The organism is Amycolatopsis sp. NBC_01286, assembly GCF_035982555.1.
Classification (GTDB): domain Bacteria; phylum Actinomycetota; class Actinomycetes; order Mycobacteriales; family Pseudonocardiaceae; genus Amycolatopsis.
The window spans coordinates 161,993-175,820 of sequence record NZ_CP108428.1; the positions used below are offsets into that span (position 1 = coordinate 161,993).

The 13,828-nt window shown below is 73.2% G+C and carries 13 protein-coding genes; 3 read left to right on the plus strand and 10 right to left on the minus strand.

Going from position 1 to position 13,828, the window contains the following annotated elements:
* The first annotated feature begins 24 nt into the window (after positions 1–24).
* Positions 25–624 (plus strand): TetR/AcrR family transcriptional regulator, encoded by a 600-nt coding sequence (locus OG570_RS00715; protein WP_326955204.1) that lies wholly within the window; start codon positions 25–27, stop codon positions 622–624.
* The gene (locus OG570_RS00720; RefSeq protein ID WP_326955205.1) at positions 621–1,250 is read left to right on the plus strand and encodes an enoyl-CoA hydratase/isomerase family protein; all 630 of its coding nucleotides are present in this window, start codon (positions 621–623) and stop codon (positions 1,248–1,250) included. Before OG570_RS00715 ends, OG570_RS00720 begins: the two co-directional genes overlap by 4 nt.
* Before the next feature lie 233 nt (positions 1,251–1,483).
* Here OG570_RS00720 and OG570_RS00725 read toward each other — a convergent pair whose 3' ends face one another.
* The 5 genes from OG570_RS00725 to OG570_RS00745 all read right to left on the minus strand — a co-directional run bounded on the left by OG570_RS00725 (position 1,484) and on the right by OG570_RS00745 (position 6,015).
* Entirely contained in the window at positions 1,484–2,725 is a 1,242-nt protein-coding gene (locus tag OG570_RS00725) for an RNA polymerase sigma factor (protein WP_326955206.1), read from the minus strand.
* Position 2,726: 1 nt separating this feature from the next.
* Positions 2,727–3,077 carry a YciI family protein gene (locus tag OG570_RS00730; protein ID WP_326955207.1) on the minus strand — a complete coding sequence of 117 codons (351 nt, stop codon included), beginning with the start codon at positions 3,075–3,077 and terminating at the stop codon, positions 2,727–2,729.
* A 100-nt stretch (positions 3,078–3,177) separates the two neighbouring features.
* Positions 3,178–4,008 carry a M48 family metalloprotease gene (locus OG570_RS00735; protein ID WP_326955208.1) on the minus strand — a complete coding sequence of 277 codons (831 nt, stop codon included), beginning with the start codon at positions 4,006–4,008 and terminating at the stop codon, positions 3,178–3,180.
* Between the two features lie 166 nt (positions 4,009–4,174).
* Positions 4,175–4,540, minus strand: a complete 366-nt coding sequence (locus OG570_RS00740) for a YciI family protein (protein WP_326947200.1) — start codon at positions 4,538–4,540, stop codon at positions 4,175–4,177.
* 122 nt (positions 4,541–4,662) lie between these two features.
* Positions 4,663–6,015, minus strand: coding sequence for an MFS transporter (locus tag OG570_RS00745; RefSeq protein ID WP_326955209.1), 1,353 nt, complete (start codon positions 6,013–6,015; stop codon positions 4,663–4,665).
* 25 nt (positions 6,016–6,040) lie between these two features.
* Between OG570_RS00745 and OG570_RS00750 the strand changes: the two genes are divergently transcribed.
* On the plus strand, positions 6,041–6,472 hold the full coding sequence (locus tag OG570_RS00750) for a MerR family transcriptional regulator (RefSeq protein ID WP_326947198.1): 432 nt from the start codon (positions 6,041–6,043) through the stop codon (positions 6,470–6,472).
* Here the strand turns inward: OG570_RS00750 and OG570_RS00755 are convergent.
* Genes OG570_RS00755 through OG570_RS00775 form a run of 5 tightly spaced genes read right to left on the minus strand, consistent with a single transcriptional unit; the run spans position 6,462 to position 13,741 of the window.
* Positions 6,462–7,196: a BPL-N domain-containing protein gene (locus OG570_RS00755; RefSeq protein WP_326955210.1), complete on the minus strand. Its 735-nt coding sequence runs from the start codon at positions 7,194–7,196 to the stop codon at positions 6,462–6,464. The genes OG570_RS00750 and OG570_RS00755 overlap by 11 nt on opposite strands.
* Positions 7,193–8,380 carry a heparan-alpha-glucosaminide N-acetyltransferase domain-containing protein gene (locus OG570_RS00760; protein ID WP_326947196.1) on the minus strand — a complete coding sequence of 396 codons (1,188 nt, stop codon included), beginning with the start codon at positions 8,378–8,380 and terminating at the stop codon, positions 7,193–7,195. Before OG570_RS00760 ends, OG570_RS00755 begins: the two co-directional genes overlap by 4 nt.
* A complete protein-coding gene (locus OG570_RS00765; RefSeq protein WP_326955211.1) occupies positions 8,377–9,042 on the minus strand; it encodes a BPL-N domain-containing protein in 666 nt (221 codons plus the stop codon). The genes OG570_RS00760 and OG570_RS00765 overlap by 4 nt, the downstream gene beginning before the upstream one ends.
* Positions 9,039–9,842, minus strand: a complete 804-nt coding sequence (locus OG570_RS00770) for a dimethylarginine dimethylaminohydrolase family protein (protein ID WP_326955212.1) — start codon at positions 9,840–9,842, stop codon at positions 9,039–9,041. The genes OG570_RS00765 and OG570_RS00770 overlap by 4 nt, the downstream gene beginning before the upstream one ends.
* A complete protein-coding gene (locus OG570_RS00775; protein WP_326955213.1) occupies positions 9,839–13,741 on the minus strand; it encodes a Pls/PosA family non-ribosomal peptide synthetase in 3,903 nt (1,300 codons plus the stop codon). Before OG570_RS00775 ends, OG570_RS00770 begins: the two co-directional genes overlap by 4 nt.
* Between the last annotated feature and the right edge of the window lie 87 nt (positions 13,742–13,828).

Below are 13,828 nucleotides of genomic sequence, written 5' to 3' on the forward strand. Positions count from 1 at the left end.
CACGCGTTCTGTTACGGTCGCGGTATGCCCCGCCCCCGCGTCCACGACCTCGACGCGCTGCTCGACGTCGCCGAACGGCTCGTCGCTTCGTCGGGATACCAGAACGTGACGGTGCGCGGCCTGGCCGCGGCCGCGGGCGTGCCGAACGGGACGATCTACCACGCGTTCGGCTCGCTCAGCGCCTTGCTGGCCCGGGTCTGGCTGCGCGCGGCGACCGCGTTCCTCGATCTCCAGACCGCGCGCGTGGACCAGGCTTCCTCTCCGGTGGACGCGGTCGTCGCGGCGGCCGACACGCCCGCGGTGTTCGTTTCCGTGCGGCCCGACGGGGCCCGGATGCTGCTGCGGGTCAAGGCGGACCGGCTGTTCGGGCCCGAGCTGCCGGACGAGCTGGCGGACGCCCTGCACGCGCTGGACAAGCGGCTGATCGCGCTGCTGGTCCGGCTCGCGCGGCTGGTGTGGGACCGCGGTGACGGCCTGGCCGTCGAGGTGATCACCACCTGCGTCGTCGACCTGCCGACCGCGTTCTTCCGCCGCGACATCACCGATCCCCTGGTGCGGGAGCGGCTCGCCGCCGCCGTGCGGGCCGTGCTGACCCTACCCCCTCGAGAAAAGGCTCAACCGTGACCGATCCCGTTTCCGTGCTGGACCTCGGCAGCGACGAAAACCGCTTCTCACCGGACTGGCTGCAGCGCGTGCACTCCTTTGTGGACGGTGTCGAGGGTCCGCTGGTGACCACCGGCAGCGGCAAGTTCTACTCGAACGGCCTCGACCTCGACTGGCTGATGGCGAACGGCGACCAGGCCGCGAAGTACGTCGCCGAGGTGCAGGAGCTGCTCGCCCGGATCCTGACGCTGCCGGTGCCGACGGTCGCCGCGGTCAACGGCCACGCGTTCGGCGCCGGCGCGATGTTCGCCATGGCGCACGACTTCCGCGTGATGCGCGCCGACCGGGGCTACTTCTGCTTCCCGGAGGCCGACATCAACATCCCGTTCACGCCGGGGATGGCGGCGTTGATCCAGGGCAAGCTGACCCCGGCCGCGGCGATCGCGTCGATGACCACGGGCCGCCGGTTCGGCGGCCCGGACGCGCTTGCTGTGGGCTTGGTGGACGAAACCGCACCGGAGGCCGACTTGGTGACGGTGGCTTCTTCGCGCGTCGCTGCCTTGGCGGGCAAGGACCGCGGCACGCTGGGCGCGATCAAGGCGACGATGTTCGCCCCGGCCGCCACGGCGCTGCGCACCCCGGCTTAGGGCGCCGCCCCCCGGTATCCAGCTTACCGGGGACCACCGACAGTCCGGCCGGCTTGAAAGCCGTGAAGGCCCCCTTACCGGCTCTTATGGCCGGTAAGGGGGCCTTCACGGCTTTGCGACCCCGGCGAGGCGGCGGCGCTGGTGGGCGCGCGTCCCGGCCGTCGTCGCCCTGCGCGTCCCGGCTGATGTCCTGAAGGGCACCCTCAGGGACTTAAGAGCCCTGAGGGTGCCCTTCAGGGCTTTGCGACTTCGGCGAGGCGGCGGCGCAGGTGGGCGCGTTCCGGTTCCGTGCCCGCCAGGGCGAGCGCGTCGCGGTAGGCCGACGCCGCTTCCGGCAGGCGGCCCAGGCGGCTGAGCAGCTCGGCCCGCGCCGCCGGGAACGGGGCGTAGGACTGCAGGCGGGGTTCCTCGGCGAGGGCGTCGAGGAGGGCCAGGCCCGCGGCCGGGCCGTCGCGCATCGCCACCGCCACCGCGCGGTTCAGCTCGACCACCGGGGACGGCGCCAGGCCGCGCAGGACGTCGTAGAGCGCGACGATCTGCGGCCAGTCCGTGCCCGCCACGTCCGGTGCCTCGTCGTGCAGTGCCGCGATCGCCGCCTGGACGCCGTAGAGCCCGGGCGGGCCGCCGGTCAACGCCACCTCCACCAGCGAGGTGCCTTCCGAGATCAGCGCGTGGTCCCAGCGGCCGCGGTCCTGGTCGTCGAGCAGGACGACGTCGCCGTCGCCGCCGGTCCGGGCGTCGCGTCGCGCGTGGACCAGCAGCATCAGCGCGAGCAGGCCCGCGACCTCGCGCTCCGCCGGCAGCAGCCGGCGCAGGATCCGGCCCAGCCGGATCGCCTCCTCGGCCAGGTCGAGCCGCTGCAGGTCCGGGCCCGAGCTGGCCGCGTACCCCTCGGTGAAGATCGAGTAGACGACCTGGAGCACACCCGGCAGCCGGCCGGGCAGCTCGGCGGCGTCCGGCACCCGGAACGGGATCCGGGCCGTGCGGATCTTGTTCTTGGCCCGCACGATCCGCTTGCCCATCGTCGCGCTGGGCACCAGGAACGCGCGCGCCACCTCCGGCGTCGTCAGCCCGGCGAGGCAGCGCAGCGTCAGCGCCGTGCGGTCCTCCGCCGGCAACGCCGGGTGGGCGCAGGTGAAGAACAGCTGGAGCCGCTCGTCGGGCAGCTCGCCGTCGGACGACGGGGCGGGCGCGGCGCGGTCGGCCTCGACCTGCAGCACCGCGAGCCGGGCCGCGTAGGCCTGGTCGCGACGCAGCCGGTCGACGGCCTTGCGCCGCGCCGTCGTCATCAGCCACGCGCCCGGCTTCGGCGGCACGCCGTCGACGGGCCAGCGCACCAGCGCCGCCTCGATCGCCTCCGACGTCACCTCCTCGGCCAGGTCGAGGTCGCCGAACCGGCGGACGAGCGCGGCGAGCAGCAGCCCGCGCTCCTCCCGGAACACCGCCTCGACCGACGTCTCCACCTGCTCCGGCACTTCAGTCCCCGTAGGACGCGAGCGGCCGGACGACGATCGAACCGCCGTCACGGGCACCGGGGCAGCGCGCCGCCCACTCGAGCGCGACGTCGAAGTCCGGCACGTCGACGACGAAGTAGCCACCGAGGACCTCGCGGGACTCGGCGAACGGCCCGTCGGTGACGATCCGCTCGCCGTGGTCGTCGACGCGGACCGCGGCGGCGGTGGTGAAGTCGGCGAGCGAGTTCCCGTGGACGTGGACACCGGCGTCCTTCATGGACTTGTCGAACAGCATCCAGTCCTCGGGTGTGCTGCAGCCGGTGGGCGCGCCGTCCGCGTCGAGCGAGGCGTTGATCAGCATCAGGTACTTCATGGTGTTCCTCCGTCGTGTCGCGGCCCGGTTGCCGTACGCCACCACTACGAACGGCCCGCGGCGCCTTGGACACCCTCGCCGGAGATTCTGCCTCTCGTGCTCAAAATCCGCCGCGGTGCTCCTTCAGCCGCTTGATCCGGTCGATGTGGGCCGGGTGCCCGGCCAGCAGCCGGGCCCACAGCCGCCGCTCGTCGCCGCGGTGCAGGACGATCCACTCCTTGAGCAGCCCGATCAGCTCCGGGCCGTAGCCCAGCCGCGCCGCCACCCGGTCGGCCCGGTACTCGCCGAGCCGTTTCGACCAGGCGAGCACCGGGCCGAGCAGCGGCGCCAGCAGCAGCCACGGGTCGAGGAACGCGAGCGCGGTGAGGATCCCCAGGCTCAGCAGCACGGTGACGAGCACGGCGACCGCCCGCCCGAAGGCCGCGAACGCGCGCCCGACGTACGGCACGACCAGGGCGAGCAGCCGGACCAGCCGGGTCAGGATCCGGGCCGGGAGCTCCAGCCACCAGATCAGCAGCGAGATCCGCGTGTGCCCGGCGAGGTGGTGGCCGAGTTCGTGCGCGAGGATCGCTTCGAGGCCGGCCGGGGGCAGGTCGAGGGCGGTCCGCGTCACCGCGACGGTCCGGCCGCCGGCGGCGAAGGCGTTCAGTTCGCGGGAGCGTTCGACCCACAACCGGTACCGGCCGCCGTCGACGCCCGCGGCCGCGCAGACCGCCTGCCAGCAGGGCGTCAGCCGGGCCAGTTCGCGGGCAGTGGGCGAGCGCATCCCGAACATCAGCGGCAGCAGGAAGTGCTCGAACGCGGGCACGAACGTGATCCCGCCGGCGACCACCCACCCGGCGGGTACGACCCAGAAGTACGCGGGCCAGACGAGCTTCCCGAGCAGGACCAGCACGAGCCCGCTGCTGGCGACGACGGGCACGGAAAGCACAACGCTCACGACGGCGGACAGGTCCGGCCGTGTCCTGGGTCGCGCACCTTCGCCCACGTCCGCTCCCCCGTCCCGGCTGACCGCGCACCCACCTTGGCGTGCTGCCGGGCGAAGCACAACGGCCGTCCGGCGGCGGGTGGAGCGGGCCCGCCGCCGGGCACAGGCGTCAGCCGGGGATCTCGTCGAACTCGACGACCTGGCGCACCTCGACCTCGATCTCGGCTTCGAACAGCTCGGCGTACGACTTCGCGAACTCGACGGCGTCCGCCCGGTCCTCGGCGTTGATCAGCGCGAACCCGCCGATGACCTCCTTGGCCTCGGCGAACGGGCCGTCGGTGACGCGGACCGCGGCGCCGCGCGGCTTGCGGACGAGCGCGCCCGTGTCCGACCGGTGGACGCCCTCCGCCGTGATCAGGCGGCCGTTGCCCATCGACTCCTGGATGAACGCACCCATCTTCTCCATGAACTCCGGGCTGGGGTTCCACGCCTCGGGGGCGCTCTCGTCGAGACGGTGCATCATGAGGAAACGCATGGCTGACTCCCTGGTTCTCTCGGCCGGGGTCCGGTTCTCTCGGACGCGATGACCGGCCTTCACCCCCGCGTCGATCGGGCGCTCGCGGCGTTCGACATTTCCCCGGGAAGATCTTCCGCAGACTACTGTGTGACCTGCGTCACTCCGGCCCGTGCGCGCTTCACGTCCGTGCTGACCAGGGCCAACACGACGAGACCGGCCCCGAGCCCGGCCTCCACCCAGCCCACGCCGGGCACCGCGCCGGCGATCGCGACGCCCAGCGTGGTGCCGGTCTGCCGCCCGGTCGAGGCCAGGCCGGCCGCCACCCCGGCCATCGAGCCCGGCATCCCGGCCATCGCCGTGGTCGTGATCGGCGGGTTGACCGCGCCGAGGAAGACGCCGAAGAGCAGCGAGACCGCGAGCACGGCGACCAGCGGCGTGGCCGGCCCGAGCCAGGCCGACGCGACACCGCCCAGCGTGAGCGCGCTCCCGGCCACGACCAGCGGCAACCGCGGCCCGCGCGTGCCGACCAGCCGGCCGGTGACCGGCGACAGCACCAGGACCAGCGCCCCGACCGGGAGCAGGCACAACCCGGCGTCGAGAGCCGACAGCCCGCGGACGTCCTGCAGGTACTGCGTCGTCACGAACAGGAACGCACCGAAGCCGCACAGCGCGAAGACCGCCATCACGATCGCCGCGCTGAACGGGACGCTGCGGAACAGCCGCAGTTCGAGCAGCGGATCCGCACGTCGCGGCTCGTAGACGACGATCCCCGCGACGCCGAGCGCGGCCACGGCGAGCAGGCCGAGGACCACCGGCGACGACCAGCCGAGCCCCCGGGACCCGATGATCGCGGCGACGACGCTGCCAAGCACGAGGACCACCAGGACCTGCCCGACCGGGTCGAACCGGCGGGCACGGGCGGCGCGGGACTCGGGCACGAACCGCGCGGTGGCCACGATCGCGGCAACGACGATCGGGACGTTGACCCAGAAGACCGCGCGCCAGCCGAAGCCGTCGACGAGGAGGCCGCCGAGGATCGGCCCGAGCACCAGTGCCAGGCCGGACATGGCGCCGAAGACGCCGATGGCGCGGGCCCGCTCGGCCGGGACGGGGTAGGCGGTGGCGACGATGGCCATCGCGACCGGGTTGAGCATGGTGCCGCCGGCGGCCTGCAACGCGCGTGCCGCGATCAGCCACCCGATGCCCGGCGCGAGCCCGCACAGCAGCGACCCGGCGCCGAAGACGGCGAGCCCGGTCAGGAAGACCCGCTTGCGGCCGACGCGGTCGGCGGTGGACCCGGCGAGCACGAGGAACCCGGCCAGCACGAGCGTGTAGGCGTCGATCGTCCACTGCTGCCCGGCCAGAGAGGCGTGCAGATCGCGGCGGATCGACGGGAGGGCGACGTTGACGACGGAGATGTCCATCACCACGACGACGATGCTGACGCAGCAGATCGCCAGCACGAGTCCCCGGTTGACTGTCGGAGCGTTCATGGGTTCCGACGCTAGGATTTAGAGCGTGCTCGAAGTCAAATCACCGCCCATCCCGGCGGCGGGGCTGACGATCGCCGACGCCGCCCGCCGCACCGGGGTCAGCGCGCACACGCTGCGCTACTACGAACGCGCCGGCCTCGTGGTCACCCGCGTCGACCGCACCGCCGGCGGCCGGCGCCGCTACCGGAAGCTGGACCTGGACTGGATCACGGTCTGCACCCGCCTGCGCGCCACCGGCATGCCCATCAAGACGATCCGCGAGTACGCCGAACTGGTGGCCGCCGGGCGCGGCAACGAGCAGGACCGGCTGGCGCTGATGGAAGCCCACCGCGCCGAGGTGCTGGCGAAGCTGGCCGAGCTGCAGGAGAACCTGCAGCTGATCGACCACAAGATCGACGTCTACCGGGGCCGCTTGGAAGCCGGGGACGCGGACCGGCTGTGGGCGCCTAGGGGGTGAGCGTCCGGTCCACCAGCTCGAGCCCGAGGTCCGGCGTCACGCCGTCCGGGTTCGTCAGGCGCAGGTCGCGGTACCAGGACTCCGGCGCCTCCGGGTGCGGGCCGACCACGCCGACGCGGCCTTTTCCGTACGGTGCAACCAAAGCGGCGATCTTGTCGTTCGTGTACCGCGCGAGCACGGTCGCCTGCGCACCGGACCGCAGGACGAAGTCCGGGCCGTCCTGGAAGTACATCCGACGGCGCTTTCCCTGCCAGTCCACCGGGATCACCGTGTCCCGGGTCGAGCGCACCTCGGCCCCCGACGTGCCGATGTACTGCTCGGTGTCGCCGGGCAGCAGGGTGAACCCCGGCGTCGCGCCCGCCAGGTAACCGCCCAGGCAGAACCCGAGGTAGCGCCCGCCGCCGCGGACGTAGCCGGTGATCACGTCGGCGTAGCGGCGCATCGCGCGCCAGCCGTCGTCGAGGGAACCACCGCCCGGCTGGGCGTACACCGCCGCCGTCGCGAGCGCCGCGGCCGTCAGCGGGGTCTTCTCGTCCGGTCCGCAGAACTCGACGCGCAGGCGCGTGCGCAGCAGGTCCGCGACGGCGTCCGAGCAGGCGCCGGTCGACGCCTTCCCGCGGTAGACCAGCGCCAGCGGCCGGGTGTCCGGCGCGGGCGCGCCGCACGCCGCGAGCAGCCCGGCCGCGACGGCGCCCGTCAGGACCAGCCGGCGGGAGACCGTCACGTCGCGACCCGCAGCCGGGGCGCGGCCGCCACCCGCCGTTTCGCGCGTGTGGCCAGCGCCGTGACCAAGGCTTCCAGCGGGCCCTTCCCGGCCGTCGCCCGCCAGGCCAGGCCCACCACGAGGACGCCGGCGACCTGCAGCGCGTAGCCGACGCCGGAGGTGTAGACGTCGTAGTCGGAGTTCAGGAACATGATGTGCGCCGTGTAGAAGGTGAGCGTCATGCTCCCGGCCGCGGCCAGCGGTGCGAAGACGACCTTCGCCACCCGCAGGCGGCCGAGCAGGAGCAGCAGCCCGAGCAGGCCCATCGCCGCGCCCGTGGTGCCGATCAGGTCGGGTGCGGTGCCGGTGTGCGGCCCGTCGACCGCGAGCCACCAGGCGGTCGACGTCGGCGTGGTGCCGTCGCCGCCCAGGTTGAGCAGTTCGGTGGTCTCCGGCGCGGTCAGGACGCTGCCCGGCTGCGCGGCCCAGATCGCCGCCAACCCACCGAAGCGGTTCAGCAGCACCCACGACACCGCGGCGGCGCCGACGGCCATCGTGACCCCGGTGACCAGCAGCGTGACCGCTACTTTGACGCGGCTGAGCGTCAGCCGGCCGATCACGATCCCCGCGCACAGGTAGGCCGTCCACGAAAGCGCCGGGTACTCCCCCGTCAGCGACAGCTCGGTCAGCAGCCGCACGGGATGCTCCGCGGCGTAAGCGAAACCGTTGTTCAGCAGGGTCGGCTCGGCCAGGTGCGGCTGCAGCAGGTGGGTCAGCGGCGGGACGCCGGCCACCACCGCCACGCCCACCCCGGCGACCGCCCAGCTCGGCAGCAGCACCAGCGGGATCGCGAGCAGGAACAGGATCGCGTAGTACGGCAGGATGACGACGGCGAGCTCGGCGTCGGTGTACCCGAGCGCGAGGCCGATCGCGCCGATCGTCAGCCCGCGCACGGCCAGCATCGCCGCGGTGGGCCCGAAATCCGCCCGCGACACCCGGCGGCGGCCGGTCATGAACGCGATCCCGAGCCCGGCCAGCACGGCGAACGTCGCCGCCGCGCGGCCGCCGAAGATCGCGAACGCCGTCGACGGGTGGCCGGGCGAGCTCTCCTCGACCAGCGAGTGCACGGCCATCATGCCGAGCAGCGCGATCCCGCGGGTGGCGTCGACCGCCGTCAACCGGACCTTGGGCGCCGGGGCGGTCATCGGGCCATCACCGAGTCGACGAGGTCGAGCCCGAGGTCGTGGCCGTACCGCAGCAGCGGCGGCCGGAGACCGCCGTCGGCGTACCAGTCGCGGGTGGCCTCCGGGTGCGGTCCGACGACGCCGACCCGCCCGGCGCCGAACGGCGCGACGAGCGCGGCGACCGTGCCGTTCGGGTAGGTGGCCAGCACGTCGGCGGCGTCCGGCTTCTCCAGCACGAACACCGGTCCGTCCTGGAAGTAGAGCTTCCGCGTGCGGCCGCGCCAGCGGACCTTGACGACGGCGTCCTCGTCGTGGTCGACCGTCGCGTCCTCGGTGTCGATGTAGCGGTCGGTGTCGCCGGGCAGCAGGCCGAACCCCGGCGTCGCGCCGGCGAGGTAGCCGCCCAGGCAGAACCCGAGGTACCGCCCGCCGCCCTCGACGAACGCGCGGACGTCGTCGCGGTGGCGGCGCAGTTTCCGGTACGCGCTCCCGAGGGTGCCGCCGCCGGGCTGGGCGTACAGCGCCGCTCCGGCCAGGGCTGCTTCGCCGAGCTTGAACTTCTCGTCGGGACCGGTGAACCGGACGTCGAAGCCGTGCTTGCTCGACTTCAGCAGGTCGGCGACGGCTTCCGGGCAGCCCGGCAGCGAAGCGGGACCGCGGTAGACGAGGGCGAGCGGCCTCACGCCGTCCGCTCCGGGTTGTCGAGCGTCAACGCGGTGCACCGCACGCCGCCCCCGCCCTTGCGCAGCTGCGTCGTCTCGAGTTCGACGACGGTCAGCCCGCGCTCGCGCAGGGTCGCGGCCAGCTCCGGGACGCCGCTGGTCATCGTGACGGTGGTGCCGTCGCTGACGAGGTTCAGCGCGAACCGCTCGGCCTCGGCCTCGGTGACCTCGATGAGCGTGCCGCCCAGCTCGCGCAGCCGGGCCTGGCTCGGCTCGTCGAGCGCGGCCGGGCAGTACGCGAGCACGTCCGGCGTGACGACGGCGACCGCGAGGTCCAGGTCGTACCAGCGCGGCCCGGTCGTGCGCAGCGGCATGATGTCGTAGCCGAGCGCGTCGGCGACGACGTCGTGCGCGCGGCGGTCGGTGCGCTGCCCGTAGCCGGCCAGCAGCAGGTCGCCGTACGCCAGCGCGTCACCCTGGCCGCTGAACGCGTACGGGCTCTCGACGACCTCGAAACCCTTGGCGCGGAACCACTCCCGGTGGTACGGCGTCTCGTCGCGACGCTCCGGCGGCAGGTTCGCCAGCACGGCCCGGCCGCCGCGCACGACGGCGGCGTTGGCCGTGTAGACCATGTCCGGGCACTCCGGCGCCGGGTCGAGGAACTCGACCTTGCGCCCGGCGGCCAGGTGCGCGGCCACGAGCGCGTCGTGCTCGGCGACGGCGGCCGCGACGTCCGGCTGGACCGCCGTGTCCATGTACGGGTTGATCTCGTAGTCGACGCGGAAGTGGTGGGCACCCGACATCAGCAATGCGGTGTTCATGCCGGAAGTCCTTTCAACGTAAGGAGTTGCGCGGGAATGCCGCGCCAGGAGGTGCGCGAGCCTAGGTGCTCGCCCTTCATCAGCAGCGACAGCGACCCGAGCGAGACGCCGTCGCCGACGACCGCGTCGTAGAGCACGATCGCGCGGGTGCCCACGGTCGCGCCGTCGCCGACGGTCACGACGGACATCTTCATCACCCGGTCCTCGAACAGGTGAGTCTGCAACGAAACCTCGGTGCCGATCGTGGCGTCGTCGCCGACGCGCACCAGGTCGAACTCGGTCAGGTAAGTCGTGCCGAGCCACGTCCGCCGCCCGATCCGGGCGCCGAACCAGCGCAGCAGCGGCGGCAGCATCGGCGTCCCGACGAGCATGCCGAGCCCGGCCGGGACGGCGGCCGACTCGTACAGGCCGGTGACGAACTCGCTGCGCCGCACGAACGGGCTCCACAGCGGCTCGACGCGTGCGGTGTACTCGCCGATGACGTTGCGCTTCGTCGCCGCGCAGAACCCGATCACGCCGAGCCCCGACGCCATCGCGACCAGCGGCGACACCAGGGCCGGCACCGGCAGGTCCCGGCCGAACGCGAGCCCCGACAGCGTCAGCAGGAACAGGTAGAAGCTCAAGGCCAGCAGCGACGCGGGCAACGTGGCGCGCGCGAATTCGATGGCGAGCCGCTGCCGGACCACACGACGCGGCGGGCGGAACGTCTGCTCCTCCGGGAAGTCGCCGCTGTCCTGCCGCCGCGGCAGGTGCATCGCGGGCGAGCCGAGCCACGACGAGTCGCCCGGCACGTGCTGCCCCGGCGGCACCGTGCCGACGCCGACCAGGGAGCCGTCGCCCAGCTCCGTCCCGGCCGGGACGACCGACGCGTTGCCGACGAACGCGCGCCGGCCGACGTCGGTGGTGAGGAACGCGACCCGGCCGCGGGCGAAGGTCGCCGCGCCGACGGTCGCCATGTCCGCGACGAAGCTTTCGCTGCCCAGCGTGAGCAGGTCCGGGTCGAGGTGCCCGGCGGTGGACACCTCGGCGCCGCGGCCGACCCTCGCGCCCAGCAGCCGCAGCCACGGGACGGTGTAGAGCGTGGCGTACAGCGAGTTCGTGAAGGTCAGGCTGAACTCGAGGAGCTTGTCCGCGACCCACTTGCGCACCCCGAGCTCGGACCGGACGGGGTGGACCCCGACCGGCGTGGCCGGCAGCACAAGACGGCGTCCGACAGCGACGACCACGCAGACGGTCAGCACGAAGACCGGGCCGGCCAGCAGCGTGGCCACCACGCCGGCGAGCACGCCCCAGCCGAGCAGCGCCCACCACACCAGCGCCACGCTCGGCAGGATCAGGCAGATCGCGCCGACCTCGAGCGCGCCGAGCCCCAGCAGCGTCAGCAGGATCTGGTGGACGCGCCAGCCGCGCGCCACCGGCGTCTCGCCCAGCATGTCCTCGACGGCGGGGGAAAGCGCGTCGACGCGCTCCGGCGGCGAACCCGACCAGCGCTGGCCGTCGGGCACGGACTCGCCGCGCCCGAGCATCGACTGCTCGGCCAGCGCGGCGTCCGCCCCGACCGAGGAACCGGGCTCCAGCACGGCGTTCGCCCCGACGAACGCGCGGTCGCCGACGGTGATCTCGCCGACGGTGACCCAGCCGTCCTCGACCCGCCACGGCCGCAGCACGGCGCCGTAGCCGATCGCCGCGTCGTCCCCGATGTGCACGAGAGAAGGCAGCGAGACCGAGCTGGTGGCGATCACCGCGCGCTTGCCGACGCGCGCGCCGAGCAGCCTCAGATACAGCGGCATCAACCCGGACCCGCTCACCACCGGCAGCGGCCCGACGCTCAGCAGCAGGTCGAGCGTCCACAGCCGCAGGTACGTCGGGCCCCACAGCCGGTAGCGGCCGGGCCGGATGCCCGCGGACAGCGGCCGGACCACCAGCAGCGGCACCAGCCAGCGGACGCCGAGGTAGCTGACCAGGATCGCGACCAGCAGCTGGGCGAGGACCGGGACCGAGACGTCACCGTTGTTCCAGGTGTAGACGTAGGCGACCGGCAGCGTGATCACCAGCAGCAGCAGGTAGATCACCGCGGTCTGCGCCGCACCGGCGGCCGCGATCCGGCGCGCACCGTGGCGCAGCGGCTCGTACCGCGGCTCGCCGGCCGGCGCCGCCGCGGGTTTTCCGATGTGCGCGGCCAGATCCCGGACCTGCGGGTGGGCGTACAGGTCGCGGACGGCGATGCCGGCGCCCGCGTCGTGCTCGCGCAGCCGGGACACGACCGTCGCGGCGAGCAGCGAGTGGCCGCCCAGGTCCGTGAAGAAGTCCGCGGTGACCGAAAGGTCCTCCGGCGCCATGGCGAACGCTTCGGCCCACACCCGCGCGAGCAGCTCCTCGGCGTCGCCCTCCGGCGCGACGACCGGGCCGTCCGTCGTCCGCTTCCGGCCCTCGGGCACGGGCAGCTCACGGCGGTCGACCTTGCCGCTCGGCATCATCGGCAGCTGCGGCAGCGTCACGAAGAAACCCGGCACCATGTAGGCGGGCACCTGCTCGCGCAGGGTTTCCCGCAGCCGCCGGAACAACTCGGTCTCGTCTCCGGCCGAAGCTTCGTCCGAAGTGGACACGACGTAGCCGACCAGCTCGGGCGCGCCGGGCGTCACCTCGACCATCGCCGCGGCGGCCGCGGACACGTGCGCGTCGGCGAGCAGCACGCTCTCGATCTCGCCGAGGTCGACGCGGTGGCCGCGGATCTTGACCTCGGCGTCGGCGCGGCCCAGGTACTCGATTTCCCCGTTGTCCCAGCGCTTTCCGAGATCTCCGGTGCGGTAGACGCGCTCGCCGTCGTGCTGGAAGAACTTGTCCGCGGTCAGCTCCGGGCGCCCGACGTACCCCTTCGCGACGCCGGGGCCGCCGACGCAGATCTCGCCGACCTCGCCGTCCGGCACCGGACGGCGGTCGTCGTCGAGCAGGACCACGGTGTAGGTCGGCACGGGCACGCCGATGGTGACCGGGCGGCCCGGGAGCAGTTCGCACCAGGTGGCGGTGACGGTGGCTTCGGTGGGGCCGTAGGTGTTGAGGATGCGACGCCCGGGTCTCGCCCAGCGGTCGACCAGCTGCCGCGGGCAGGCTTCCCCGCCGACGAGCAGGTTGCGCAGCAACGGCAGCTCGTGCGGGATGGTCGCCAGCAGCGTCGGCACGCAGTAGAGGACGGTGATCCGCCGCTCGGTGAGGAAATCGGCCAGCTCGGCGCCGAGCCGCCGGGAGTCCTCGGGCCCGGCCACGAGCGTCGCCCCGACCGCCCAGGTCGGCCAGATCTCCTCGATCGAGAAGTCGAAGGAGATCGTCATGCCCTGGTAGACGCGGTCGTCCGGGCGCACGTCGTAGAGCTCCGGCACGACGTCGAGGAAGTTGCGGATGCTGCGCTGCGCGACCTCGACGCCCTTCGGCCGGCCGCTGGAGCCGGAGGTGTAGATGATGTAGGCGCTCGGGTCCGGGTCGAGCAGGTCGTCTTCACGCAGGTCCGGCCGGTCGTCGCGGCCGCCGCCGGGCACGTCGGCGAGGTCGAGCACCGGGCAGGCGGCGTCCCCGGTGCGCCCGGCGAGCGTGGCCGTCGTCAGGAGCAGGTCGGCCCGGGAGTCCTCGGTGATGTAGGCGATCCGGTCCGCGGGCGAGGCCGGGTCGATCGGCACGAAGACCCCGCCGGCCTTGCCGATGCCGAGCAGGCAGACGTAGGTGTGCGCGCTGCGTTCCACGAGGATCGCGACCCGGGACCCGCGCCGGACGCCGGAAGCACGCAGGTGGTGCGCGAGCCGGTTGGCCCGCCGGTCCAATTCCGCGTAACTCAGCGACTGGTCGCCGGCTTCGACGGCGATCGCGTCCGGAACGACGTCGGCGGTCCGTTCGAAAACGTGGTGCATCCGCCGGATCGGTTTCCGCACCCGCGTGGGCGTTGTGGTCCCGACCGCGAAATCGGACGTGAAGTCCGTGAACACCACCGAAGATCC

What these genes read in the sequence shown, in the direction of transcription:
- OG570_RS00760 (WP_326947196.1), bottom strand. Translation starts at nt 8,380, where the DNA reads ATGACCGCCCCGGCGCCCAAGGTCCGGTTGACGGCGGTCGACGCCACC.
- OG570_RS00775 (WP_326955213.1), bottom strand. Translation starts at nt 13,741, where the DNA reads ATGCACCACGTTTTCGAACGGACCGCCGACGTCGTTCCGGACGCGATC.
- OG570_RS00730 (WP_326955207.1), bottom strand. Translation starts at nt 3,077, where the DNA reads ATGAAGTACCTGATGCTGATCAACGCCTCGCTCGACGCGGACGGCGCG.
- OG570_RS00745 (WP_326955209.1), bottom strand. Translation starts at nt 6,015, where the DNA reads ATGAACGCTCCGACAGTCAACCGGGGACTCGTGCTGGCGATCTGCTGC.
- OG570_RS00740 (WP_326947200.1), bottom strand. Translation starts at nt 4,540, where the DNA reads ATGCGTTTCCTCATGATGCACCGTCTCGACGAGAGCGCCCCCGAGGCG.
- OG570_RS00770 (WP_326955212.1), bottom strand. Translation starts at nt 9,842, where the DNA reads ATGAACACCGCATTGCTGATGTCGGGTGCCCACCACTTCCGCGTCGAC.
- OG570_RS00715 (WP_326955204.1), top strand. Translation starts at nt 25, where the DNA reads ATGCCCCGCCCCCGCGTCCACGACCTCGACGCGCTGCTCGACGTCGCC.